Annotated in this window: 17 protein-coding genes and 2 riboswitches; of the genes, 13 read left to right on the forward strand and 4 right to left on the reverse strand. The window is 70.7% G+C overall.

Annotated elements, in window-relative coordinates:
- Positions 1-87 precede the first annotated feature (87 nt).
- Positions 88-2,868 (reverse strand): helix-turn-helix transcriptional regulator, encoded by a 2,781-nt coding sequence (locus AC07FN_RS12215; RefSeq protein WP_478395669.1) that lies wholly within the window; start codon positions 2,866-2,868, stop codon positions 88-90.
- Between the two features lie 438 nt (positions 2,869-3,306).
- On the opposite strand from AC07FN_RS12215, the gene AC07FN_RS12220 reads away from it, so the two are divergent.
- On the forward strand, positions 3,307-3,792 hold the full coding sequence (locus tag AC07FN_RS12220; RefSeq protein WP_358574397.1) for a cupin domain-containing protein: 486 nt from the start codon (positions 3,307-3,309) through the stop codon (positions 3,790-3,792).
- A gap of 73 nt (positions 3,793-3,865) precedes the next feature.
- Here the strand turns inward: AC07FN_RS12220 and AC07FN_RS12225 are convergent, their stop codons facing one another.
- The gene (locus AC07FN_RS12225; RefSeq protein ID WP_478395670.1) at positions 3,866-4,504 is read right to left on the reverse strand and encodes a TetR/AcrR family transcriptional regulator; all 639 of its coding nucleotides are present in this window, start codon (positions 4,502-4,504) and stop codon (positions 3,866-3,868) included.
- Positions 4,505-4,619: 115 nt separating this feature from the next.
- Between AC07FN_RS12225 and AC07FN_RS12230 the strand changes: the two genes are divergently transcribed.
- The 5 genes from AC07FN_RS12230 to AC07FN_RS12250 all read left to right on the forward strand — a co-directional run bounded on the left by AC07FN_RS12230 (position 4,620) and on the right by AC07FN_RS12250 (position 8,950).
- Positions 4,620-5,360 (forward strand): SDR family NAD(P)-dependent oxidoreductase, encoded by a 741-nt coding sequence (locus tag AC07FN_RS12230; protein WP_132489714.1) that lies wholly within the window; start codon positions 4,620-4,622, stop codon positions 5,358-5,360.
- Positions 5,361-5,398: 38 nt separating this feature from the next.
- Positions 5,399-5,716, forward strand: coding sequence for a DMT family transporter (locus AC07FN_RS12235; RefSeq protein WP_478395671.1), 318 nt, complete (start codon positions 5,399-5,401; stop codon positions 5,714-5,716).
- Between the two features lie 387 nt (positions 5,717-6,103).
- Positions 6,104-7,219, forward strand: coding sequence for an NAD(P)/FAD-dependent oxidoreductase (locus tag AC07FN_RS12240; protein ID WP_478395672.1), 1,116 nt, complete (start codon positions 6,104-6,106; stop codon positions 7,217-7,219).
- A complete protein-coding gene (locus AC07FN_RS12245) occupies positions 7,216-8,073 on the forward strand; it encodes an NmrA family NAD(P)-binding protein (protein ID WP_478395673.1) in 858 nt (285 codons plus the stop codon). Before AC07FN_RS12240 ends, AC07FN_RS12245 begins: the two co-directional genes overlap by 4 nt.
- 10 nt (positions 8,074-8,083) lie before the next feature.
- Positions 8,084-8,950 carry an NAD-dependent epimerase/dehydratase family protein gene (locus tag AC07FN_RS12250; protein WP_478395674.1) on the forward strand — a complete coding sequence of 289 codons (867 nt, stop codon included), beginning with the start codon at positions 8,084-8,086 and terminating at the stop codon, positions 8,948-8,950.
- Between the two features lie 409 nt (positions 8,951-9,359).
- On the opposite strand, the gene AC07FN_RS12255 is transcribed toward AC07FN_RS12250, so the two are convergent.
- The gene (locus AC07FN_RS12255; protein ID WP_452616680.1) at positions 9,360-10,715 is read right to left on the reverse strand and encodes an L-serine ammonia-lyase; all 1,356 of its coding nucleotides are present in this window, start codon (positions 10,713-10,715) and stop codon (positions 9,360-9,362) included.
- Between the two features lie 29 nt (positions 10,716-10,744).
- Complete coding sequence (gene gcvH, locus AC07FN_RS12260) at positions 10,745-11,116, reverse strand: glycine cleavage system protein GcvH (protein ID WP_132489726.1); 372 nt, start codon at positions 11,114-11,116, stop codon at positions 10,745-10,747.
- Between the two features lie 46 nt (positions 11,117-11,162).
- A riboswitch (glycine riboswitch) is annotated at positions 11,163-11,262 on the reverse strand.
- A riboswitch (glycine riboswitch) is annotated at positions 11,263-11,367 on the reverse strand.
- 112 nt (positions 11,368-11,479) lie between these two features.
- Between gcvH and AC07FN_RS12265 the strand changes: the two genes are divergently transcribed.
- The 7 genes from AC07FN_RS12265 to AC07FN_RS12295 all read left to right on the forward strand — a co-directional run bounded on the left by AC07FN_RS12265 (position 11,480) and on the right by AC07FN_RS12295 (position 25,795).
- Complete coding sequence (locus AC07FN_RS12265) at positions 11,480-13,036, forward strand: PucR family transcriptional regulator (protein WP_478395675.1); 1,557 nt, start codon at positions 11,480-11,482, stop codon at positions 13,034-13,036.
- 378 nt (positions 13,037-13,414) lie between these two features.
- Positions 13,415-14,530 (forward strand): alanine dehydrogenase, encoded by a 1,116-nt coding sequence (gene ald, locus AC07FN_RS12270; protein WP_452616682.1) that lies wholly within the window; start codon positions 13,415-13,417, stop codon positions 14,528-14,530.
- Between the two features lie 417 nt (positions 14,531-14,947).
- Positions 14,948-15,496 (forward strand): hypothetical protein, encoded by a 549-nt coding sequence (locus tag AC07FN_RS12275; RefSeq protein ID WP_478395676.1) that lies wholly within the window; start codon positions 14,948-14,950, stop codon positions 15,494-15,496.
- Positions 15,497-15,648: 152 nt separating this feature from the next.
- Positions 15,649-16,614, forward strand: a complete 966-nt coding sequence (locus AC07FN_RS12280) for an ABC transporter ATP-binding protein (RefSeq protein ID WP_452616684.1) — start codon at positions 15,649-15,651, stop codon at positions 16,612-16,614.
- Positions 16,611-17,468: an ABC transporter permease gene (locus AC07FN_RS12285; RefSeq protein ID WP_358574386.1), complete on the forward strand. Its 858-nt coding sequence runs from the start codon at positions 16,611-16,613 to the stop codon at positions 17,466-17,468. Before AC07FN_RS12280 ends, AC07FN_RS12285 begins: the two co-directional genes overlap by 4 nt.
- Before the next feature lie 375 nt (positions 17,469-17,843).
- Positions 17,844-21,506 (forward strand): ABC transporter ATP-binding protein, encoded by a 3,663-nt coding sequence (locus tag AC07FN_RS12290; RefSeq protein WP_478395677.1) that lies wholly within the window; start codon positions 17,844-17,846, stop codon positions 21,504-21,506.
- Between the two features lie 659 nt (positions 21,507-22,165).
- The gene (locus tag AC07FN_RS12295; protein ID WP_478395714.1) at positions 22,166-25,795 is read left to right on the forward strand and encodes a multifunctional oxoglutarate decarboxylase/oxoglutarate dehydrogenase thiamine pyrophosphate-binding subunit/dihydrolipoyllysine-residue succinyltransferase subunit; all 3,630 of its coding nucleotides are present in this window, start codon (positions 22,166-22,168) and stop codon (positions 25,793-25,795) included.
- The last annotated feature ends 116 nt before the right edge of the window (positions 25,796-25,911 follow it).

Consider the following 25,911-nt stretch of genomic DNA (forward strand, 5'->3'; position numbering starts at 1 on the left):
CGGGGCCGGTGGAAAGGACTTCCGCCTTCTTCGGCGGGTCTCCGACCGGCTCGCAACCAGCATCCCCGCCCGGGCCGCCGACGGTCATCACGTGTTCGCGTGAGTTGCCGGCTGGTCGTGCGTCATCACGCGTCGCGCCAGCTCGACGCGGCTGGTGATGCCCAGTTTCGCGAAGCTGTGCCGGAGGTGGCTGTCCACAGTGTGCGGTGACAGGTACAGCCGGTTCGCGACTTCCCGGTTGGTGAGCCCCTCGGCGACCAGCCGCACCACGCGCAGCTCCGCGCGGGTCAGGCTGCCCCAGCCCGTCTTGCGGGTGCCCTGCCGCCGCGGCTCCGGGAGGTTCGGGGTCCGGGCCAGCAGCCCGCGCATCCGGGCGGCGTCCAGCAGCGCGTCGCACCGCGCGTACCCGGATTCGGCCTCGATGAGCAGCTCGGTGGCCTGGTCGCGGTTGCCGAGATCAGCCTCGGCGGCCGCCAGGTCTTCCAGCCCGTGCGCCAGCAGCACCGGCTGCGAGCCCGCCCGGTAGTGCTCGACGGCGGTGCGCAGCGACCGCACGTCCCGGCGGTGCAGGCCGGCTCCGTGCGCCGCGGCGCCGAGGAACACGTGCACGTCGGGGTTGCGGCGGCCCAGCTCGACCGCGGCGGCGATCACCTGGGCGGCCGCGTCGTCGGCGCCGACCCGCATGGCCAGCCGCACCAGCACCGGGACTCGTTCGGGCGAACCGACCAGCAGCGACCTGCTGCGCTTGAGCCGGTCGAGGACTTCCACCAGCTCCAGCCGGATCCGGTCCGGATCGCCTTCCACCCCTTCGGCGAGCAGCCGCGCCCAGACCAGCAGGTCCGGCATCCTCCGCCGCCCGGTCTCCACGATCTCCTGGGCGCGGTTGAGATGCTGCCACGCGGCCGACACGCCATCGGCCCGCAGCGCCACCACGGCCCGCAGCGCGAGCAGCGGAACGGCCAGCGCTTCCGCGGAAAGCTGTTCGGTGAGCAGGATTCCGGCTTCCGCTTCGGCCGCGGCGTCGTTGAGCCGGCCGGTGGCGAACAGCAGCTCGGCCCGGCACAGGTAGCGCGGCGGCTGCGACCACACCGTCTCCAGCTCGGCGACGTCCTGCTCGTCCCGGCCCAGCTCTTCCTCCGCCTCGCCGAGGCGGTCGGCGGCCGTCAGCGCGGCGGCCAGGTGCAGCCGGGGATGCCGGGTGCGCCCGATGTCACCGGCGCGGTCGCCGAGCCGCACCGCTTCGGCCGCGTACCGGATGGCCGACGCGATATCGCCCTGCGCGAGGGAAACCCGGCTCCGCGCGCCGGTTCCGCACACCAGCGCGCCGAGCGTGCGGGCCCGGTTGGCGACGTGCACGGTGTTGGTCGCCGCGGCCGCCGCCGGTTCGATGTCGCCGACCGCGACCAGCCCGTGCGCGTGCATCGCCAGCAGCTCGGCGCGCACCATCGAATCCGATTTGGCGCGGGGCAGGGCGAGCACCGTGTGCTCGATGACCGCGGCGTGCTCGCCGACGGTGTGCAGCGCTTCGGTCAGCCCGAGCAACAACATCGCCTCGGTGTTCGGTGGCAGCCCGCTGCCGCGGAAGCGCTGGCCGAGCTCGATCGCCTCGGCCGGGCGACCCGCCAGCACCAGCAGCCGCACCGCCTCGGCGGCCAGTTCCGCGCGGATCGGGCTGCGCTCGTCGATCAGCGGCAGGCTGCGGAGGATCAGGTCGGCGCCGGTGTTCGGTGCCGCCGGGGCGATCTCCTGCACCGCGCGCTTCACCACGGTCGCCACGTCCACCCAGCCGCCGCCGCTGAGCAGCAGGTGCTTGACCTGCTCGGTGGCCGACCGGCCGTGCTGGGCGAGCACCGACGCGGCCTCCTGGTGCAGCGTCGCCCGGGTCGGCTCCGGCATCCGGTGGTAGAGCGCCTCGCGGATCAGCTCGTGCCGGAAGCTCAGCTTCGCGCCCTGCTCGACCAGCACCTCGGCGTCGACGAGCATCGCGACGGTGCCCAGCAGGTCCACCGCCGGACGCCCGAGCAGCGCGGCGACCTCGTGCACCCCGAAGGGCCGGCCGAACACCGTCATCGCGTCCAGCGCGCGGCGGGTGTCCTCCGGCAGGTCCTGCATCCGTTCGCCGACGGCGTCGAAGAACGTCGGCGTCATCGCCGCGGGCGGCTCCTGCGGACCGTCCCCCTGCAGCCCGCGCAGCATCTCCCGCAGCAGGAAGGGATTTCCGCCGCTGCGCGCCGCGTAGGCCAGGGTCACCTCGTCCGGTTCGAAGCCGAGTACCTCGGCGCACAGCTGCGCGACCGCGCCGTCGGAAAGCGGTTCGAGCTGCCGCTTCTGGGCCCCGTCGCCGATCAGCCAGTCCAGCGCTTCCTGCGCGCAGCTGCGGATCGGGTAGGGGCGGCGGGTGAAGTACCAGAGCACGGGTTCCGAGCGGAGGGCGGGCACGAGCACGCGCAGCGCCAGCGCGGTCGCTTCGTCGGCCCAGTGCGCGTCGTCGAGGGCGATCAGCATCGGCTGCTTCCGGGCCTGTTGCGCGATCATCTCGCCCACCTGGTCCACGGCCCACAGGGTGGAGGTGTTCAGCTCGGGCCCTGCCGGGATCTGCGGTCCGAGCAGATGGCACGATCGGAACAGCGAACGCAATGTGATCAACGGCGTGTTCTTGTCCAGCTTCACGGCCTGCGAAGAGATGACTCCGAGACCCAGTGCGTGGCTTTCGGCCTCCACTTCCTGCAGCAGTCGGCTCTTGCCGATGCCGGCCGACCCCTCCACGACGACGCAGTTCCCGGCTCCCTCGGCGACCTGCAGCAATAACTCGCGCGATTCACCTAAGACACGTTCCCGGCCGATCAGCGGTAACGCATCAGTGTCCATCGTGTGTTCCCCTCGGTGAGCAGCATCAGACGAACGCAGATAGCTGACGCGACAGTACCCGAACAATCAGCAGCAGGCGGGTTGTTCCAAAAGCGCCAAAGGGAAGGCATTCACCCGAGTGTCGCAGGAGGATGCCGCCGGTAGATCTTTACCGCGCGGGGCTTTTTTGGTATCAAAGTCCGTAACCCTCCGTCCATTTCCTTTTCACGGCATATCCGCCGCGACGCATCCGGTGAATTCCCGTCGGCGGAATCGTGTGCCACCGTTCGGCCCAGCGCGGCGCGAGCACCCCGAAAACGGGTGATATTGGACACATCGCACGGGGCGGTCGACTGGGAACGGCCGGTCAAGGGGAATCCCGCGATGACGTGATGCCCGCACCCGGCCCGATCGCAGAGGCTCGACAGCGCGCACCCGCTGGTCGAGAGGAGTCTGAACATGAGCGCACCGGAGGTCACCCGCCGGGTGATCCACGTCCCGCCCGGCGCGGGCCAAAGCGTCTGGGCCTTCAGCGGCGACCGCTACACGCTGAAGGTCGGAGCCGAGGACACGGACGGAATGATCGGGGTCATGGAGGGCGAGATCCCGCCGGGCAGTGGCCCGCCGCTGCACGTCCACCAGTACGAGGACGAGGCTTTCTACCTCGTCGAAGGAAGCCTCCAGGTGTTCGACGGGGACCGTGAATTCACCGCCGAACCGGGTTCTTTCATTTATCTTCCGCGCGGTTCGGCGCACCGGTTCAAGAATATTTCCGATACGCCCGCGAGAATGCTCATGCTTTTCGTTCCGAGCGGGTTCGAAAAATTCTTCCTGGAGGTCGGCGTGGAGGCGGTGCCCGGTCAGCCGGCGCCGCCGCCGAGCCAATTCGAGGCCGATGTGGAACGGTCCATGCGGATCGCGTCGGAGAAGTACGGCATCGAATAGTCCGGCCGGCCCACCGCAGCGGGCGCGCACCCCGGGCACCGGCCTGCGCCGGTGCCCGGTCGACGCGCTCGGATCAGGCGGGCACGGCGTCATCGCGACGCACCTCCGGCGCGGCCATCATCCCGTCCCAGGCCAGCATCGCGCAGTCGATGACCGCGTGCACGGCCTCGCGGGAGCTCCCATCTCTGGCCTGGATGGACAGTCCTTGCAGGACGGTCAGGCAGAACGAGGCGATCTTCTCCAGGTCCGCGCCGGCAGGCACGTCGCCGTCGGCGACGCCGCACTCCAGTCGCGCGAGCACCGCGCGGAAGTCGTCCTTCCGGCACTCCGCGAGGAAATCCCAGATCCGCTCGTTCTCCGGCGTGCAGTTGGTGGCCGCGAGCACCACCATGCAGCCGCGCGGCGTGTCCGGATCCACGTAGGCGTCGGCGTTGTCGCGCAGCATCGCCTCGATCGCGCGCCGCGCCGTCGGCTGGCTCTGCAGCGACCGGTCGCCGACCGCCTCGTCGGCGCTGTTGTAGAGCGCGACGGCCTCCCGGAACAGGTCCTCTTTGGACCCGAACGCGGCGTAAAGGCTCGGCGAGCTGATGCCCATCGCGCCGGTGAGGTCGCTCAGCGACGTGGCCTCGTAGCCGCGTTCCCAGAACAGCTCCATGGCGATCCGCAGGGCGGCTTCCCGGTCGAAGCTGCGCGGACGTCCGCGTGGCGACATCGGCTTCCCTCCTCCCCGGATGGCGCCGGTTCGCACCGGGCCTTCCCCTGTTGACACCCGAGAGTAGCGATGATAGCCATTTATATATCGTTCGACACAGAAAAGCGAGGGGCTCATGACAGGTCTGGACGGCAAGGTCGCGCTGGTCACCGGTGGCGGACGCGGCATCGGTGCGGCGGTCGCCGAGCGACTGGCCGCGGACGGCGCCGACGTCGCGATCACGTACAACACCTCGGCCGACCGTGCCAACGGCGTGGTCGACAAGATCAAGGAAGCAGGCCGGCGCGGTGCCGCGTTCGCGGCCCCCGCCACCGACGCCGCGGCGGTGACCAGCGCTGTCGAGCAGACGGTCGCCGAGTTCGGCCGGCTGGACATCCTGGTCAACAACGCCGGGATCTTCCCGTGGGCCCCCATCGACGAGCTGACCCTGGAGCAGTTCGACGAGACCGTCGGCATCCACGTGCGCGCGGTGTTCGTCGCCGTGCAGGCCGCGGTCAAGCACCTGCCCGAGGGCGGCCGGATCATCAGCGTCGGCAGCAACCTCGCCGACCGGACCCCCGGTCCCGGCCTGAGCCTGTACTCGCTGAGCAAGTCGGCGCTGACCGGCTTCACGCGGGGCCTCGCCCGCGACCTCGGTCCGCGCGGCATCACGGTCAACCTGGTGAACCCGGGCTCCACCGACACCGAGATGAACCCGGCCGACGGCGAAGAGGCCGACGGCGAGCGCGCCCTGACCGCCCTGGGCCGCTACAACGACCCGGCGGACATCGCGGCCGCGGTCGCGTTCCTGGCCGGCGAGGGCGGCCGCAACATCACCGGCACCGGCATCCTCGTCGACGGCGGCGCCAACGCCTGACGGCGTTGCTCCGACCTCCTGGAACAAGGGAAACAGCAATGGCTTGGGTCATCCTCGTCGCAGCGGGCCTGCTCGAGATCGTCTGGTCGCTGGCGCTGAAGCACGCCGAGGGCATGACGCGGCTGTGGCCGGCGGTGCTGGGCATCGGCGTCGCCATGATCAGCCTCGGCATGCTTTCGGTAGCGCTGAAGGACCTTCCCGTGGGCAGCGCCTACGCGATCTGGGTCGGCATCGGCACCGTCGGAGTCGCTGCGGTGGGGATGATCTTCCTGAGCGAGCCGGTGACCTTCTCGAGACTGGCGTTCTTGGCATTGATCTTGGTCGGCATCGCCGGCCTGAAATTCGTGGAGGGCTGACCAACTTCTTCGTTCCAAACGCCTTTTGCGTAGCGGTGCGGGTAGCGGCCCCCTGCGGGAGTTACGGCCACCGCCTGGACTCCGCGTCCTCGCCAGACGACGTCTGAGAACCCGCGGCGGTGCGAGTTGCGAGGGTGAGCTAAGCGGCTGCACCGCTTCGAAGAACAAAACCATCCCTACCGCACCAGATCGAGAATGGCCACTGTAGACGATCCGATTTCCTTTCCTTCCCCGGAAGATGCCGCCTCGCCCGAGCGAGGCGGCATCTTCGCTTCGCGACCGGCTCCCGAGAACACGTGATGTCGCGGCCGGGCCGGGCGAAGCATGCTGGGTTCCGGCTGCCGCAAGGAGAACCAGACGCCGGCAAACGGCTGGAGGAGCGGAAAGATGGCTGAGCACAAGAGGGAACTGGACATCGCGGTGATCGGCGCCGGGGTACTCGGGTTGTCCACCACGGAGGCCCTGCTGCGGCGCGGCGCGAACGTGAAGTGCTTCGACGGCCGCCGGCCCGGGTCGGGCCAGTCGGGCGGGCTGTCCCGCACCTTCCGGCACCGGCACGACGATCCGCACATCGTCGACCTGGCCGCGCGCGGCCTGGCCGGCTACCGCGAGTGGGAGCGCCGCTCCGGCGTCGAGATGGTGGGCACCGAGGGCTGCGCGTACCTGGGCACCACCCCCTCCGACACCACCGGCCTGAAGATCCACCAGGTGCCGCATCACTACGCGCCGGCGGCCGGCCGCGCGGAGGTGTTCGGCGCGCTCGGGCCCATCGACGGCCCGCTGCTGGTCGACCCGACCGCCGGGGCGCTGCGCGTCAACCACGTGATCGAGACGCTGACCGGCTGGGTCGGCGACCACATCATCGCCAACGACATCCACAGCCTCCTGGTGCTCGACAACGGGAAGGTCGAGTTCCAGACCGCCGACGCGATCTACCACGCGCGGCACGTCGTGCTCTGCGCCGGCGTCGACACGCCGCGCCTGGCGGCCCGCCTCGGCTGGGACATCCCGCTGGACTGCGCGCTGCACGCCCGCCCGCACTACCGGATCCGCGAGGAGCTGCGCGGCGCGCCGACGCCGTGCTGGGTGGACAAGTCCGGCCAGTTCGGCGAGATGGTGTACGGCTCGGTGATCCCCTACACCGACCAGTACGTGCTGGGCCTCATCGGCGACGGCGTCGACGTGCCGTTCGACGCCCGCGGCGCGCTGACCGGCGAGGAAGGCATGGAGGACCACGTCCGCCGGGTCACCGGCTACGTCGAGCGCGCCCTGCCGGGGCTGATCCCGGAGCCGATCGGGGTGCGGGTGTGCATCATGAGCAAGCTGCCCGCGGGCAGCGACGCGCTCCGCGCCTGGCACGCCCCCGGGGTCACCGCGATCGCCGGGCACAACCTGTTCAAGTTCGCCCCGGAACTGGGCGAACTGCTCGCGGACTCGGCGGTGCACGACCGGCTCCCGGCGGACCTGGAGCTCGCCGGGGCACGCGCGCTGGGGGCGGCGTGAGCGGGCCGGTCATCGCCGTCGCGGGCGCATCGGGTGCCGTCGGGCGCGCGGTGACGCGGGAACTCGTGCGGCTCGGCCACCGCCCGCGCACGCTGGTGCGCCCCGGCTCGCCGAACCGCGCGCCCGACGCGGCGGTCATCGAGTGCGACCTCGCCGACCGCGCCTCGACGCTGAGCGCGCTGCGCGGCGTGGACCGGTTGTTCATGCTCACCCCGTTCCACCCGGAACAGCTTGTGCTGCAACGGAATCTCATCGCGGCCAGCGGCGAGGCAGGGGTGAGCCGGGTGGTGAAGCTGTCCGCGCTCGGAGCGCTGGCGGGGGCCGAGTCGAGCATCCACCACCAGCACGGCGTCGGCGACGACGAGCTGCGCGCCGCGGGCATTCCGCACGCGGTGCTGCGCCCCAACGCTTTCATGCAGAACGCGCTGCAGTGGCTGCCGACGATCCGGGCGCGCGACGCGATCGTGCTGCCGGTCGGGGCGGCGCGGGTCAGCATGATCGACGTCGAGGACATCGCCCTCGCGGCGGTGAGCCTGCTGACCGCGGACGTCGCGGCCGGGGACTACGACCTCACCGGGCCGGAAGCCCTCGGCTACCGGGAGGTGGCCGAGATCCTGTCCGAAGTGGCCGGACGCCCGATCCGGCACGTGGACGCCGCGCCCGCCGAGGTCGCGGCGGCCATGCGATCGGCGGGAGTGCCGGACTGGGCGGTGGCGGCGCGCCTCCAGCTCTACGCCACCTACCGGGCCGGCGAGGCGGAGGTGGTGACGACGGCGGTCGCCGACATCACCGGCCGGCCGCCGCGCGACTACCGGTCGTTCGCCGCCGGACTCGCCGAGCAACTGCGGAACTGAAGGGGAACCGATGCACGTATTCGCCATCGGGGCCAGCGGGGTCCTGGGCCACCACCTCGTCCCGATGCTGCTGCGCCGCGGACACGACGTGACCGCCATGGCGCCCGGCGACCGCCTCGACCGTCTGCCGGAAGAAGCCCGCCGGATCCGGGCGTCGCTGCTCGACCCGGTCGCCGGGCGACTGCTGGCGACGGAGTTCAAGGACGTCGACGCGGTGGTCAACGCGGCCACCGCGGTCCCGCCGACCGCGGGCAGCTGGGCGCTGAACACGGCGCTGCGCAGCACCGGAACCGCGGTGGTGACCGACGCGCTGCAGGAAGCCGGGGTGGGGCGCTTCGTCCAGATGAGCATCACGATGGCCTACGCGGACGGCGGCGACACCCCGCTGACCGAGACGGCGCCGTTCGATCACCGGCCGGAACGGACGACCATCGTCGCCCCGGTCCAGGCGATGGAAGCCGCGGTCCGCGAACTGCCCGCCGACGAGATCGCGTGGAGCATCCTGCGCGGCGGACGCTTCGTGGGCCCCGCGACGGTGCAGGACCAGCAGCGGGCCCGGCTGCGCGCCGGGCGGCTGCCCATCCCGGGCGACGGGCGGTCGTGGGCGGCGATGGTGCACGCGCGGGACTACGCGGAGGCGGTGGTCGGCGCGCTGGAGCGCGGCTGCGCGGGCGAGACGCTGAACATCGCCGACGAGCCCGTCCGGGTCGCGGACTACTACCGCGAGCTGGCCCGCACGGACGGCAGCCCGGCCCCCGGGCAGGCGCCGGACGAAGCGGCCGAGCCGTCGCACCGCGTCAGCAGCGAAGCGGCGCGACGCCTCCTCGACTGGTCCCCGGCGCACGGCATCTGGCCGGTGCGCGGCGGGGAGCGGTGACAGGAAAGTTCCCATCCTCGCACCGGAGCCGACGGCGGGAAGGCTCCACCACAGGAGCCCGGTGGCTCCTCGGTGACAGGAAAGTTCCCATGCAGTCACCGCAGGAACCGGCCTGGTGACAGGAAGGTTCCCGAGCTCGCACCGCACGGCTCAGTGGTGACAGGAAGGTTCCCATGCAGTCACCACACGGCCTGGCGGTGACAGGAAAGTTCCCATGCACTCACCGCGGTGCTGAGCGGCGCTGACAGGAAAGTTCCCATGCTCGCGCTACGGACCCGGTGGCAGAGAAGTTCCCATCCGCATGCCACCAGGCCCCGGTGCGGGCGGTGACAGGAAGGTTCCCCAGCGCTCACCGCACAGCCCGGTGGTGACAGGAAAGTTCCCATGCACTCACCGGGCGTGCGGCGGGTCAGCACTCGATGACGTTGACGGCGAGGCCGCCGCGAGCCGTCTCCTTGTACTTGACCTTCATGTCCCGGCCGGTCTCGCGCATGGTCTTGATGACCTTGTCCAGCGAGACGAAATGGGTGCCGTCGCCGCGCAGCGCCATCCGCGCCGCCGTGATCGCCTTCACCGACGCGACCGCGTTGCGCTCGATGCACGGGATCTGCACGAGACCGCCGATCGGGTCGCAGGTGAGCCCGAGGTTGTGCTCCATCGCGATCTCCGCGGCGTTCTCCACCTGGCTCGGGGTCCCGCCGAGCACCTCGGCGAGCCCGGCGGCCGCCATCGAGCACGCGGACCCGACCTCGCCCTGGCAGCCGACCTCGGCACCGGAGATCGACGCGTTCTCCTTGAACAGCACGCCGACCGCACCGGCCGCGAGCAGGAAGCGCACCACGCCGGCGTCGTCGGCGCCCGGCACGAACCGCATGTAGTAGTGCAGCACCGCGGGGACGATCCCGGCCGCGCCGTTGGTCGGCGCGGTCACCACGCGCCCGCCGGCCGCGTTCTCCTCGTTCACCGCGAGCGCGAAGAGCGTCACCCACTCCAGCGCATCGTCGTGCTCGGTCAGCGAAGCGGCCAGCTCCGCCGCCCGTCGCCGGACCTTGAGCCCGCCGGGCAGTTCGCCGGAGTTCCGGCATCCGTTGTCCACGCATTCGCGCATGACCTGCCAGATACCCAGCAGCTCCTTGTGCACGGCGTCCTCGCCGCGCCAGGACAGCTCGTTGGCCAGCATGACGCCGCTGATCGGCAGCCCGGACTCCTCGGTGCGGGCGAGCAGTTCCGCGCCGGTCCGGAACGGGTACCGCACCGGGGTCGCGTCGGGCTTGATCCGATCGGTGCCGGTGGCGTCCTCGTCGACGACGAAACCGCCGCCGACCGAGTAGTAGACCGCGCTCTCCAGCTCGACCCCGTCGGTGCCGGTCGCGGTGAACCGCATGCCGTTGGGGTGCAGCGGCAGCGACTTGCGCCGGTGCATCACCAGGTCGCGGTCCACGGTGAACCGGATCTCCTGCACGCCGTCGAGCCGCAGCCGCCCGGTCTCCCGGATCTCGGCGACCCGGCCCTCCACCGCCGCCGGGTCGACGGTCTCCGGGCTGTGCCCCTCGAGACCGAGCAGCACCGCCTTCGGGCTGCCGTGCCCGTGCCCTGTCGCGCCGAGCGACCCGAACAGTTCCGCCTTGATCCGCTTGACCTGCGGCAACCGGCCCTCGCCGTGCAACCGCTGCACGAAAAGGCGGGCCGCGCGCATCGGACCCACCGTGTGCGAACTGGACGGCCCGATACCGACCGAGAACAGGTCGAAGACGCTGATCGCCATTGACCGTCTCCTCCCTCGCCTATTCCCCGCTACTCCGCGATCACCGCGGCGTACTGCTCGGCGGTGAGCAGGGCACCGGTGTCGGAGGTGCGCACCTCCAGCAGCCAGCCCTCGCCGTAGGGCTCGGAGTTGACCAACGCCGGATCGTCCACGACGGACTCGTTGATCGCCACGACCTCGCCGGTGACCGGCGCGAACAGGTCGCTGACGGACTTCGTGGACTCCAGCTCGCCGCAGGCCTGGCCCGCCTCGATCTGCTCCCCCACCTCGGGCAGCTGCACGAAGACGATGTCGCCGAGCGCGTCCGCGGCGTGCTGGGTGATGCCGATCCGGACCAGCTCGTCGCGGTCCTCGATCCACTCGTGCTCTTCGGTGTAGCGCAGGTTCGCAGGCAGGGACATGTCGGGAGGCTCCAAGGCTTTCGGGGGCAGAGATGCCCGGGGCTGGGCCTCCCCCTCTGTTTCGGAACCTGAGAGCTTCGCCGCGGTTTCTCGCGGCTTGCACCGTGGGTGGAGCGTCAGGGATGACGCGCGCTTTCCAGAGTTGCCTCGCCCGAACGGTCATGGGTGCCTGAGAGTTTGTGGGGAGTCTTGCTCCTTCGGCGCCCTGACGGCTCGGTATGAGCCCTCAAGGTCTCTCCCGCACGGGGTCGACGGCCGGTATGCAATTGTCGATGTGCTCAGCAACGATAAACGGGCCAGCCCTGGTGTCAATGCCCTCCCCCACCTGACTGGCGGCGGCCCGAAGCACTCAGGAGGCCGGTGATGCTGGACATCCGGGCGCTGGTCGAACGGGTCGGCCCCACGCTGCTGCGCACAGTGGTCAGCCCGGAGCCGACGGTCTGCGTGGGCGACGTCGTCATCGCCGAACCCGATGAGCCGCCGACCGCGGCGGGCGGCGACCTCGTGCTGGGCGTGGCAGTCGCGGATCGCGAGCAGGCGAAGCGGCTGGCGAGGGCCTGCGGCGCGCAGGGCGCGGCAGCAGTGCTGCTCAAGCCGCCGATCTCGGCGGACGACGCGGTGGCCGCGGCGGCCGAGGAAGCCGGGGTGGCCCTGGTGGAGGTCCGGCCGGGTACCGGCTGGGCGCAGTTGGTGTGGCTGATCCGGGCGGCGCTGGGCGGGACCGGCATCGAGGAGGCCGACGCGCGCGGCACCGGGGTCGGCGACCTGTTCCGCCTCGCCGACGCGGTCGCCGACGTGGTGGACGCGCCGGTCACGATCGAGGACGCGCACTCCCAGGTCCTGGCCTACTCCGCCCGGCAGGACCTGACCGACCCGGCGCGGGTGTCGACCATCATGGGCCGGAAGCAGCCCGACGAGGTGCTCGCCAAGTTCCGGGCCCGCGGCACGTTCCGCCAGCTCAGCAAGGGCAGTTCGGCGATCTTCGTGCCCGCCCAGCAGGACGGCACCCTGCCCCGCCTGGTGGTGCCGATCCGGATGGGCGGCGAGCTGCTCGGCTCGATGTGGGCCGTGGTGCCCGGGGAGGTCTCCGAGGAGCGGTCCACCGCGTTCGCCGACACCGCCCCACTGGTCGCGCTGCAACTGCTGCGGTGGCGGGCAGTGGCGGACGCGGAGCGCCGCCGGTCCGCCGAGCAGGTGCGGCTGCTGCTGGAAGGGGGCGAGGGCTGGCGGGTGGCCGTGAACGAGCTGGCGGTGCCCAACGAGGCGCATCGGGTCGTCGCGATCGAAATGCCATCGTCCGCCGGGCCAGCGGAGGGGCACCGGCTGGCGATGTGGGAGTGGATCACGCGCGGGATCGGGCGGCGCCCGCTGGTCACCGAGATCGGCACCATGCTCTACGCCCTGGTGCCGGACCGGGCGGGCGCGGGCGGCTGGCCGGACCTGCGGGAAGCGCTCGTGTCCCACGACGCTTCGCCGCGCCCGCTGATCGCGGTGGGCAATGCGGTGGCGGTCGCCGACCTCCCCCAGTCGCGCGCGCAGGCCGAGGAGCTGGTCGGCCTGCTGCGCACCGGCCAGCTGCGCGACCGGGTGGCGGTGTACGAGGACAACTGGCACCTGGTGGTGCTCAGCCGGATGGCCGGTGCGTCGACCGACGCGGGCGTCGGCTCCCTGGGCCCGCTGCCGGTGCTGCGCGAGCACGACCGGACGCAGGGCACCGAATACCTGGCAACCCTCCACGCGTGGCTGCGCCACCCGGGCGACCCGCGGCAGGCGAGCCGGGAGCTGCGCGTGCACCCGAACACCTTCCGCTACCGGATGAAGCGGCTCACCCAACTCGTGGACATCGACCTGGAGAACCCCAACGTCCGCGCAGCGCTGTTCGTGCAACTGCTCGCCGACCGCTGGGCCCAGCACGGCTGACAGCAAGGGAACTTTCCTGTCACCCCGCCCTCGCCGAGCCGCGCCCCCGGCGGCTGCGAGAGAGGGCACCTTCCTGTCATCACCACACCCGTGACGCACGTGCGCTGACGTGTGAAAGGGAACCTTCCTGCCACCGCATGACAGGAAAGTTCCCTTGCTTTCACTGGCCGCCCGGGTGGCTGCGAGCAAGGGAACCTTCCTGTCACCCGGGCCGTCCTCGCCGGGCCGTTTCCGCCCCTCTCGACGCGTTGGCGCCGTCGCAGCAGGCTTTGTGCTGCGGGCACAAAGCGCGCGGGGCAATCTCATCCTGCGGGAATGATGCGCCCCTTTCGGCTGCAGCGGATCGTGGTGCGCAACAGGAGACGAAAGGATTCCGCCGTGAAGATCGCAGTGCCACGCGAGATCAAGAACAACGAGTACCGGGTCGCGATCACACCTGCGGGCGTGCACGAGCTGACCACCCGCGGTCACGACGTCTTCGTCGAGACGAACGCCGGCGCCGGTTCCTCCATCCCCGACGAGGACTTCCTCGCAGCCGGGGCGAAGGTGCTGCCCACCGCCGAGGAGGTGTGGGGCGAGGGCCAGCTGGTCCTCAAGGTCAAGGAGCCGATCGCCGAGGAGTACCCGCGGTTGCGCCGGAACCAGGTGCTGTTCACCTACCTGCACCTGGCGGCCTCCGCCGAGCTGACCGACGCGATGCTGAAGTCCGGGGTCACCGGCATCGCCTACGAGACGGTGCAGACGGCCAACGGCGCGCTGCCGCTGCTCGCGCCGATGAGCGAGGTCGCCGGGCGCCTCGCCCCGCAGGTGGGCGCCTACTCGCTGATGCGTCCCAGCGGCGGCCGCGGCGTGCTGCCGGGCGGTGTTCCCGGCGTGCACCCGGCGCGGGTCGTGGTGATCGGCGGTGGCGTCGCGGGCCTCAACGCCGCGCGCGTCGCGCTGGGCATGGGTGCCAACGTCGAGCTGCTCGACACCAACGTCGACAAGCTCCGCGAGATCGACCGCGACTTCCACGGCCAGATCCGCACCGTGACGTCCAACCGCTACTCGGTCGAGCAGGCGGTGCGGGCCGCCGACCTGGTCATCGGCGCCGTGCTGATCCCGGGCGCGAAGGCGCCGAAGCTGGTCTCGAACCACCTGGTCTCCGAGATGAAGCCGGGCAGCGTGCTGGTCGACATCGCCATCGACCAGGGCGGTTGCTTCGCCGACTCCCGCCCGACCACGCACGACGACCCGACGTACCGGGTGCACAACTCGGTGTTCTACTGCGTGGCGAACATGCCGGGCGCGGTCCCGAACACCTCGACGCACGCGCTCACCAACGTCACGTTGCCGTACGTGCTGCGCATCGCCGACCAGGGCTGGCAGCAGGCCTGCCGCGCGGACGACGCGCTCGCCGGTGGCCTCAACACCCACGACGGCAAGCTGGTCAACGAGCCGGTCGCCGAGGCGCACGGGCTGACCAGCACCCCGATCAGCAGCGTGCTCGCCTGATCTCGCCTGCGAGCGGGGGAACCTTCCTGTCACCGCGCGGCAGGGCGGTTCCCCCGCTCGCGGCGTTTTCGCATGCGGGAGCCCGTCTGGGACGTGTTCTCGGATCGTCGCCGCGAATGCACCGAACAGGTGATGGGCTCACACAGCCGAACGGGGCGGCCCGCTCAACCAGCCTGGGGGTCACCGGGAGCAGGCCGCCACTTTCAGTGTAGGCCACGATCGCCCATTTGCCGAAGCAGCGAGCCCCCGCTCAGCCGCCAATTTCGGACCGAATCGATAACCACTCGATGGAGTGAGCCTCGAGTGGTGAGTGTGCAGGCGTGCGACTCGACTGCCGATGTCACCCGATGGGGGTCGTCGGGGTGCTCCGCTCCGCGATCTCCACCGGCAACACCGACGCACTCGCAACGTTCGACGGTGGGAGACGAAGTGACGGACACGGCGCTGCGGAAAGCTGTCCTCGACCGACTCGACAGGGTGGATCTGGCATCCGAAGACAACGCACCCGAGGTGCTGTTGCCGCTCGCCCGCTCCGAGCTCTACCGGCTCACCGAGGGCCTTCGCGCCCTGCTCGACGAACACGAACCGGCTGAGGACGGCAGGTGCCGGTCCTGCCAGGGCACGCTGCGCAGCCGACCGTGGCCTTGCACGATCTGGGTAACCGCGCACCGGCTGCTGATCGGGGACCACACCGGCGAGCCCGCGCACGCCCGCGGCAGCGGGCTGGACGCGCTGCGCCGGAGGTTGCGGCGCAGGTGGGACGACGAGGCGAGGGACATCGCGGTCATCCCCGAGCCGATCATCTCCTCGACCGGCCCCGGGCCCAGCGACTGGGACACCAACGAATTCCTCCGCCCCGACCTGACCACGGACCCGACCCCGCCGCTGGTCACCGGTCACCTCGATGCGGCTCGCGGCACGATCTACCGGGCCGCCGTGATCGACCGGTCCATCCGCTGGCCGTAGGCGCCCGCACGTGGCGATACCCGTCACACCGCAGGGCCGCGACCACGCCCGGCGCTGAGAACAAGCTGGGAAAACGCTCCTTCGCACCTGACCACCCGGGCCTGTCCGGCAGGATGGGCCCTGTCGGTTGAACGGGTGATGATGGAGGGCGTGTGCACGACGGCAGTGGCCGGCTCGTCGTTGAGGGTCTCAGCAAGAGCTTCGGCCCGGTCAGCGCGGTGCAGGACCTGAGCTTCACGGTCCGCCCCGGGGCGGTGACCGGGTTCCTCGGTCCGAACGGGTCCGGCAAGACGACGACGCTGCGGATGCTCCTCGGCCTGGTCATGCCCACCTCGGGCACCGCCACCATCAACGGCCTGCCGTTCCACCAGCTGCCGAACCCGGCGAGCGTGGTCGGCGCCGTGCTCGACGCGCAGAGCTTCCACCCCGGCCGCACCGCCCGTCATCACCTGCGGTGCTACGCCGCCGCGATGAACGTGCCGGACACGCAGGTCGACCGGGCCCTCGAACTCGTCGGGCTGGGCTCCGCGGGGAAGCGCAAAGCGGGCACGTTCTCGCTGGGCATGCGGCAGCGCCTGGCGCTGGCCACCGCGCTGCTCGGCGACCCGCAGGTGCTGGTGCTGGACGAGCCGGCCAACGGGCTGGACCCGGAGGGCATCGCCTGGCTGCGGAACTTCCTGAAGGCCTTCGCCGCGAGCGGCCGGACGGTCCTGATGTCCAGCCACTTCCTCCGGGAGATCGAGCACACCGTCGACCAGCTGGTGATCATCAGCCGCGGGCGCTGCGTCTTCGACGGCCACCTCGACGAGCTGCGCGCCGCGCAGCGATCGCGGACGCTCGTGCAGGCCGCCGACCCCCGCAAGCTGATCGAGAAGCTGCACGCAGCCGGATTGAGCGTCGACTACGTCCCGGACGGCCGGCTCGCGGTGACCGGCGCCGACTCCCGCACGGTCGCGGACCTGGCGCTGGAAGCCGGGATCGCGCTGTACGCGATGCAGGACGAGCGGATCGGCCTGGAACAGCTGTTCTTCCAGCTCACCCACGGCCAGTACACCGGCGTCCAGCAGCACGGCGCGCAGGCAGCGCCGGACGCCCGCGGATTCGGGGGGACCGCATGATGGTCGCGCTCGTCAAGGCGGAATTCCGCAAGATCTTCACCACGAGCCTGTGGTGGGGGATGCTCGCGCCGGTGGTGCTGCTCGGCTTCGGCGCGGGCTCGCTGGGCGGCCCCATGGCGGCCCTCATCGACTCGGTGAAGGAGCTCGACCGGCCGGTCCCGCTGGGCCTGCTGTCGCTTTCGATGTCGACGAACTTCAGCACCATCTTCGCGGGGCTGTTCGGGGCCATGGCGTTCGCCGGCGAGCACCGGAACAGGACAATCTCGACTACGTACCTCACCGGCAACCCGCGCGGCGCGGTGCTGGCGGCGAAGCTGCTCGCCTACTCGGGCATCGGCCTGATCTACGGCGTGACGAACGTGCTGTCCGCGAGCCTCGGCAGCCTGGTGGGCGCGGGCATGGACTTCGGCACCTTCGGCAGCCTGGCCGACTGGCTCAGCGTCGGGGCGGCCGGTGTGCTGACGATGGTGCTGTGGACGGTGCTGGGCGTCGGGTTCGGCGCGCTGGTCGCGAACGCCGTGCTCGCGATCATCCTGCCGCTGATCTACAAGTTCATGGTCGAGTTCATCCTGTCGCTGGTCCTGATCGGATCGCCGATCTCCGGCGTCAGCCCGTACCTGCCCGGGACGGCCGGCAACGGCATCGTGGCGAACATGGCGGTGCCGCTGTTCGTCTCCGCGGTCGCCGGGCCCGACGAGCCGGACACACCGCGGGCGATCTTCGAGATCCTGCACTTCTTCTTCGGCGGCAGCTACGGCCATCCGTGGTGGGCGAGCCTGCTCACCTTCGTCGGGTACGCCGCCGTGTTCATCGCCGGCGGCTGGCTGGCCGGCCGCCGGCGCGACATCGCCTGACGCGCACCACCTGTGGAAGGGAACCTTCCTGTCACTGCGGCGCCGGTGGCAGAAAGGTTCCCTTCCTGCCATCGGCCGTCGGCCGCCGCCAGGCAGGCCCGCCGCCCGAACCCGGAACCGGTGGGTGGCGCATGGGAACCTTCCTGTCACTCCGGCCTCGGTCTGGGCCGTCGTGGTGACAGGAAAGTTCCCATGCTCGCACCGCCTCCTCGGGTTGGCGGGGTCACAGCGACCGTCCGGCCGGGCTGCGTCGTCGGTGGGGCGGCATAACCTGGCGAGGTGAGCGACTCCGGTAATCCCCGCCCGACTTCCGGCGGTTGGATCCGTCGCCTCTTCGCCGCCTGTCGCCGGCACCCCGTGGCCCTGACGTTGGCGATGGGTGCGTCCGTCACGGCAGTCGGGTTGGAGGCGCTGGTTCCGCTGCTGACCAAGCTGGCGGTGGACGACGCCGTCGCGCGCAGCACCGACCGCCTGTGGTGGATCGTGATCGCGCTGCTCGGGCTCGGCGTGTTCCGGTTCGCGTCGGCGTTCGTCCGCCGCTACAGCGCCGGGCGGCTGGCCCTCGACGTGCAGCACGACCTGCGCCGGGCGGTGTTCGCCGCGATGCAGCGGCTGGACGGCGGGAAGCAGGACGCGCTGCGCACCGGCCAGGTCGTGTCCCGCTCCATCAGCGATCTGCAGATGGTGAACTCGCTGCTGTCGATGCTGCCGCTGGCGGCCGGTACTGCGGTGCTCGCGCTGTTCGCGATCGTGGCGATGTTGTGGCTGTCGCCGCTGCTCACGGTGGTTTCACTGATCGTCGCGCCGCTGATCGCGGTGATTTCGGCGCGCAGCAAGAAAAGCTTGTTCCCCGCGACGTGGTCGGCGCAGCAACGCGCTGCGGACATCGCGCAGCACGTCGAGGAAACGGTCACCGGTGTCCGGGTCGTGAAGGGCTTCGGCCAGGAGGACCGCGAGGTCGGGCGGCTGGCGGGCCGCGCGCGGCGGCTGTTCGCCGAGCGGCTGCGCGCCGCCAGGATGACGTCGAAACCGGCGGCGAGCCTGGCCGCGCTGCCCTCCGCCGGGCAGGTCGGGGTGCTCGGCCTCGGCGGCTGGATGGTGCTGCAGGACCAGGTGAGCCTCGGGACGTTCGTCGCCTTCGCCGGGTACGTGGCGATGCTGGCCGGTCCGGCCCGGATGTTGTCGAGCGTGATGATCCAGGCGCAGCTCGCCCGCGCCGGTGTCGAGCGCATCCACGAGCTGATCGATTCCCAGCCCGAGGTGCAGGAGAAACCCGGCGCGGCGACCCTGCCCGACGGGCCGCTGGAGGTCCGGCTCGACGACGCGAGCTTCGGCTACACCCGCGATCAGCCGGTGCTCCGAGACGCGTCGCTGCGCGTCAGCCCCGGCGAGACCGTGGCGCTGGTGGGCCCGGCGGGTTCGGGCAAATCGACGGTTTCGCTGCTCCTGCCGCGCTTCTACGACGTGCACGCGGGGAGCATCCGGATCGGGCCCGCTGAGGACGGCGACGCGAGCCACGACATCCGCGACCTGCGGCTGGATTCGCTGCGCGCAGCGGTCGGGGTGGTGTTCGAGGAGGCGTTCCTGTTCTCCGACACCATTCGCGGCAACATCGCGTACGGCCGCCCCGACGCTTCGGAGGCCGATGTGATCGCCGCGGCGAAAGCCGCGGAAGCGCACGAGTTCATCACCAGCCTCCCCGACGGCTACGACACGACGGTCGGTGAGCGCGGCCTGACGCTGTCGGGCGGGCAGCGCCAGCGCGTGGCGCTCGCGCGGGCGCTGCTCTCGAACCCGCGGATCCTGGTGCTCGACGACGCTACGTCGGCGGTGGACCCGGCGACCGAAGCGGCCATCCACGACACCCTCCGGTCGGTGACCGCGCAGCGCACCACCCTGCTGATCGCGCACCGCCGGTCGACGCTGGCGCTGGCCGACCGGATCGCGGTGCTCGACGAGGGGCGCGTCGTCGACGTCGGCACCGAGGCGGAGCTGAACCAGCGGTGCGAGCTGTTCCGGTCGCTGCTGGCCGGCCCTGGGGAGTCGATCGACAGGCGCAGCGACGGCCACGTAGTGGCCGACCTGGACAGCATCACCCCGGAGCTCTGGCCGGCGGTGGACGACGCCGAATCGGCCGCCGCCGACGCTGCGACGATGCCCGGGTCGGGCGGCATGACGATGCCGCCGACACCCGAGTTGGCCGAAGGCATCCGGAAGCTCCCGCCCGCGACCGATCAGCCCGATCTGCGCGGCGAAGACGCCACGGCGCCCGACCCCGACTTCAAGCTGTCCCGGCTGCTGCGGCCGATCCGCTGGGGCCTGCTGCTGACCGTGCTGCTGGTGGCCGGGGACGCGCTGACGTCGATCTCGTTGCCGTCGCTGGTGCGCTACGGCATAGACGGCGGGGTGGGCTCAGGCCACACCGACGCGCTGTGGATCGCCACCGGCCTGGGCGCCGTGGTCGTCGTGGCGGGCTGGCTGGTCGTCAGGTTGCAGACCGTCATCACCGCGCGCACCGGCGAGACGCTGCTCTACCTGCTGCGCTTGCGCAGCTTCGCGCACCTGCAGCGGCTCGGGCTGGACTACTACGAGCGGGAGCTCGCCGGCCGGATCATGACCCGGATGACCACGGACGTCGACGCGCTGTCGACGTTCCTGCAGACCGGGCTGGCGACGTTCGTGGTCAGCGTTCTGACGCTGTTCGGCATCGCGGGCGCGCTGCTGGTCACGGACGTTTCGCTGGCGCTCGTGGCGATGGCGGTGCTGCCGTTCCTGCTGGTGGCCACCGTGATCTTCCGCAAGGTCTCGTCGACCGCTTACGCCGAAGCGCGCGAGCGGGTGAGCACGGTCAACGCCGACCTGCAGGAGAACGTCTCCGGGATGCGGGTGGCTCAGGCGCACCGCCGCGAGGGGCACGCCGCGAAGGTGTTCGCGCAGCGCAGCGACGCCTACCGGCGGTCCAGGCTGCGCGCCCAGCGCTACATCGCCACCTACTTCCCGTTCGTCGCGCTGCTGTCGGAGATCGCGCAGGCGGCGGTGCTGGGCGTCGGCGCGGCGCGAGTCGCGTCGGGCGATCTGACCGCCGGCGTGCTGGTCGCGTTCCTGCTCTACCTCGGCCTGTTCTTCTCGCCCGTGCAGCAGCTGTCCGGCGTGTTCGACGGCTACCAGCAGGCGAGGGTGGGGCTGCAGCGGATCGGGGACCTGCTGCGGACGCCCACCTCGGTGCCCGCCGCAGCCGATCCCGCTCCCGTGCCGGAGCGGTTCGAGGGGGGCGTCGAGCTCCGGTCGGTGTCGTTCCGCTACCCGGGCACGGAGCAGTTCGCGCTGCGCGACATCGCGTTGCGGGTGCGGCCCGGCGAGACCGTGGCTCTGGTCGGGGCGACCGGTGCCGGGAAGTCGACGCTGATCAAGTTGATCGCGCGGTTCTACGACGCCACCGACGGCGCCGTGCTCGTCGACGGGCAGGACATCCGCCGCTACGACCTCGCGGCGTTCCACCAGCGGCTCGCCGTCGTCCCGCAGGAAGGCCACCTGTTCACCGGGGACATCGCCAGCAACGTCGCCTACGCGCAGCCGGACGCCGATCCGGCGGAGGTCGAGGCCGCGGCCCGGGCGGTCGGGGCGCTGCCGGGGATCGCCATGCTGCCGCGCGGGTTCCGGCAGCAGGTGGGAGAGCGCGGGCGGGGCCTCTCGGCGGGTCAGCGGCAGCTGGTCGCGCTGGCGCGCGCCGAGCTGGTGGACCCCGACGTGCTGCTGCTCGACGAGGCGACCGCCGCGCTCGACCCGGCTACGGAGTCGATGGTGGTCGCGGCCAGCGACCGGGTGGCTGCGCAGCGCACGACGTTCGTCGTCGCGCACCGGCTGGCGACGGCGGCGCGCGCCGATCGCATCGTGGTCATCGACGGGGGCCGGATCGTCGAGCAGGGCAGCCACGCCGGACTGCTCGCGGACGACGGCCACTACGCACGCCTGTGGCGGGCAGCGGACGGCGCGCCGGGCGAGCGGGAGCGGGACATCGACGCGACCAACATCGCTTGACCGATGTGAGCAAGGGAACCTTCCTGTCACCACCGGGCCCTGTGACGTGAGGAAGGGAACCTTTCTGCCATCCACCGGCCTGCCGTGCCGCTGCGGATTGAGAGGAAGGGAACTTTCCTGTCATCGCCGGGCCCTGCGGTGTGAGCAAGGGAACCTTTCTGCCACCGAACCGCACGACGCCCCACCGGGGTACACCGAAAGGAACATTTCGGACACGCTCCGCAACCGCGGCCCCCTGTCGTCACACCTGCGCGGGACGAATGGGGCCGGAGTGTCACCGAGGCCCGAACTCCGCGGATGTCGATTAACGGAGAGGGAACACAGCGTGTCGGTGAAACGTCATACTGGTGTCGGACGACAACCCGGATGGAGTAGTACCGAGCAACGCCGATCTTGAGTGGTGCATGCCGAAGTGCGGTCGATGATCGTTCGTCCGAGCCGGACGGGGCCCGTTCCCCGCGAGCTGGGCTTTCCTGATCGATTTTGTGACCGACCTCGTCGGCCGAACGGCCGTCCTGTGTGTCAACCGCGCGAATCGGACCGCTAGCCTGGTACCTGAGTGTGTCTGTAAATCACGAGCATATGGATCGAGGCGAACGCCAGCCGTGTCCAGCAGCCCTGCGTCACAGTTCGGCCCCAACGAGTGGTTGATCGAGGAGATGTACGAGCAGTTCCTCAACGATCCCACTTCCGTAGACTCGGCGTGGCACGAATTCTTCGCCGACTACAAGCCGGGCCAGGCAGCCACCGAGAACACCGCTGCTGCCGCCGCTGCAGCGGCCCCGACGACCACGGCCACCGCGACGCGCCCGAGTGAGACCAATGGTCAGGTCCCGCCGGCCGCCGCTGCGACCGCGCCCCCGGCGAGCAAGCCCGCCGCCGCGCCGAAGCCGTCCCCGCAGCAGGCCGCCAAGGCCGCTCCGGTGAAGGAGCCCCAGGCCGGTGGTGATGTGAAGACGCTCCGCGGGGCCGCGGCTGCGATCGCCAAGAACATGGATCAGTCGCTGACCGTGCCGACCGCGACGAGCGTGCGCGCGGTGCCGGCCAAGCTGCTGTTCGACAACCGCATCGTCATCAACAACCACCTCAAGCGGAACAAGGGCGGGAAGGTCTCCTTCACGCACCTGATCGGCTACGCGCTGGTCCGGGCGGTCCGGGACTACCCGAACATGAACCGCCACTACGGCGAGGACGCCAAGGGCAAGCCCGCGGCCGTCACGCCGGAGCACATCAACCTGGGCCTGGCCATCGACCTGCCGGGCAAGGACGGGTCGCGCAACCTCGTGGTCGCCTCCATCAAGGGCTGCGAGGACATGACGTTCCAGCAGTTCTGGCAGGCCTACGAGGACATCATCCGCAAGGCCCGCAACAACGCGCTGACCGCCGACGACTTCGCCGGCACCACGATCTCGCTGACCAACCCCGGCCCGTCCGGCACCAACCACTCGGTGCCGCGGCTGACCAAGGGCCAGAGCGCGATCATCGGCGTCGGGGCGATGGACTACCCGGCGGAGTTCCAGGGCGCCAGCGAAAAGGCGCGGGTCGACATGGGCATCAGCAAGATCGTGACGCTGACGTCCACCTACGACCACCGGGTCATCCAGGGCGCCGAGTCCGGTGACTTCCTGCGCAAGATGCACCAGCTGCTGCTGGGCGAGGACGGGTTCTTCGACGACATCTTCGCGTCGCTGCGCATCCCGTACGAGCCGGTGCGCTGGACGCAGGACATCCCCGAGGGCGCGGTGGACAAGACCGCCCGCGTGCTCGAGCTGATCGACGCCTACCGCACCCGCGGCCACCTGATGGCCGACATCGACCCGCTGAACTACCGGCAGCGGCGGCACGAGGACCTCGACGTCCTGTCGCACAGCCTCACCCTCTGGGACCTGGACCGGGAGTTCGCGGTCGGCGGGTTCGCCGGCAAGGAGCACATGAAGCTCCGCGACGTGCTGGGCGTGCTGCGCGACTCGTACTGCCGGACCGTCGGCGTCGAGTACATGCACATCCTCGAGCCCGACGAGCGCGAGTGGCTGCAGCAGCGGGTCGAGAAGCCACACACCAAGCCGGAGCCTTCGGAGCAGAAGTACATCCTGTCGAAGCTCAACGCGGCCGAGGCGTTCGAGACGTTCCTGCAGACCAAGTACGTCGGGCAGAAGCGCTTCTCGCTGGAGGGCGCCGAGACCGTGGTGCCGCTGCTGGACGCGGTGCTGGACACCTCGGCGGCGCACGAGCTCGACGAGGTCGTCATCGGCATGCCGCACCGCGGCCGCCTCAACGTGCTGGCCAACATCGTCGGCAAGCCGATCTCGCAGATCTTCCGGGAGTTCGAGGGCAACCTGGACCCGGGCCAGGCGCACGGTTCCGGCGACGTCAAGTACCACCTCGGCGCCGAGGGCAAGTACTTCCGGATGTTCGGTGACGGCGAGACCAAGGTGTCGCTGACGTCGAACCCGTCGCACCTGGAAGCCGTCGACCCGGTGCTCGAGGGCATCGTCCGCGCCAAGCAGGACATCCTGGACAAGGGCCAGGAGGGCTTCACCGTTCTGCCGGTGCTGCTGCACGGCGACGCCGCGTTCGCCGGTCAGGGTGTGGTCGCCGAGACGCTGAACCTGTCGCTGCTGCGGGGCTACCGCACGGGCGGCACGGTGCACGTGATCGTCAACAACCAGGTCGGTTACACCACCGCGCCGGAGCACTCGCGCTCCAGCAAGTACTGCACCGACGTGGCGAAGATGATCGGCGCCCCGGTGTTCCACGTCAACGGCGACGACCCCGAGGCCTGCGTCTGGGTCGCGAAGCTGGCCGTGGCGTACCGCCAGGCGTTCGGCAAGGACGTCGTGATCGACATGGTGTGCTACCGCCGCCGCGGTCACAACGAGGGCGACGACCCGTCGATGACGCAGCCGAAGATGTACGACGCGATCGACAAGATGCGCAGCGTCCGCAAGGTCTACACCGAGGCCCTGATCGGCCGCGGCGACATCACCGTCGAAGAGGCGGAGAAGGCGCTGAAGGACTACGCGGCCCAGTTGGAGCACGTGTTCAACGAGGTCCGCGAGCTGGAGAAGCACCCGCCGTCGCCGAGCCCGTCGGTGGAGTCCGAGCAGCAGGTGCCGCGCGGACTGGCGACCGCGATCTCGCAGGCGACCTTGGAGCACATCGCCGAGGCGCAGATCAACCTGCCGGAGGGCTTCACCCCGCACCCGCGCGTCAAGCCGGTGCTGGAGCGTCGCGCCAAGATGGGTCGCGAGGGCGGCATCGACTGGGCGTTCGGCGAGCTGCTGGCGTTCGGTTCGCTGGTCATGGAGGGCCGCCAGGTCCGCCTGACCGGTCAGGACAGCCGGCGCGGCACGTTCGGCCAGCGGCACTCGGTGCTCATCGACCGCAAGGACAACGCCGAGCACACGCCGCTGCAGAACCTGTCGGACGACCAGGCGAAGTTCCTGGTCTACGACTCGGCGCTGTCGGAGTACGCGGCCCTGGGCTTCGAGTACGGCTACTCGGTCGGCAACCCCGACTCGCTGGTGTTGTGGGAAGCGCAGTTCGGTGACTTCTTCAACGGCGCCCAGTCGGTGATCGACGAGTTCATCTCGTCCGGTGAGGCCAAGTGGGGCCAGCGGTCCGACGTGGTCATGCTGCTGCCGCACGGCCACGAGGGCCAGGGCCCGGACCACAGCTCGGCCCGCATCGAGCGGTGGCTGCAGCTGTGCGCCGAGGGTTCGATGACCGTCGCGATGCCGTCGACGCCGGCGAACTACTTCCACCTGCTGCGGCGGCACGCGCTGGACAACATCCACCGCCCGCTGGTGGTGTTCACGCCGAAGTCGATGCTGCGGTTGAAGGCCGCGACCAGCCCGGTCGAGGACTTCACCAACGGCAGCAAGTTCACCTCGGTGATCGACGACCCGGCGCAGCCGGACCCGGCCAACGTGCGCAACATCGTGCTGTGCACCGGCAAGCTCTACTACGAGCTGGCCGCGCACCGCGACAAGGAGGGCATCACCGACACCGCGATCGTCCGGCTGGAGCAGCTCTACCCGCTGCCCCACCGCAAGCTGGGCGCGCTGTTCGAGCGGTACCCGAACGCCACCTCGATCCGGTGGACGCAGGAGGAGCCGGCCAACCAGGGCGCGTGGCCGTTCCTCGGCCTGGCCCTGCCGGAGCTGTTCCCGCAGCTGGTCGGCAAGCTCCAGCGGGTCTCGCGCCGTCCGATGGCCGCCCCGGCCACCGGTATGGCCAAGGTCCACGAGGTCGAGCAGGCCGAGGTCGTGCGCAACGCCTTCGCCTGATCACGGCTGAAGCGGGCCGCCGGTTCCCTCCTGGAACCGGCGGCCCGTTTTTTTGCGGCTGCAGCGGATTCCCCGAAGCGCTGCGCTGGATACCGCCGGATCCGGTTGCCGCACAG

Source organism: Saccharopolyspora sp. NPDC045941, from assembly GCF_056431445.1.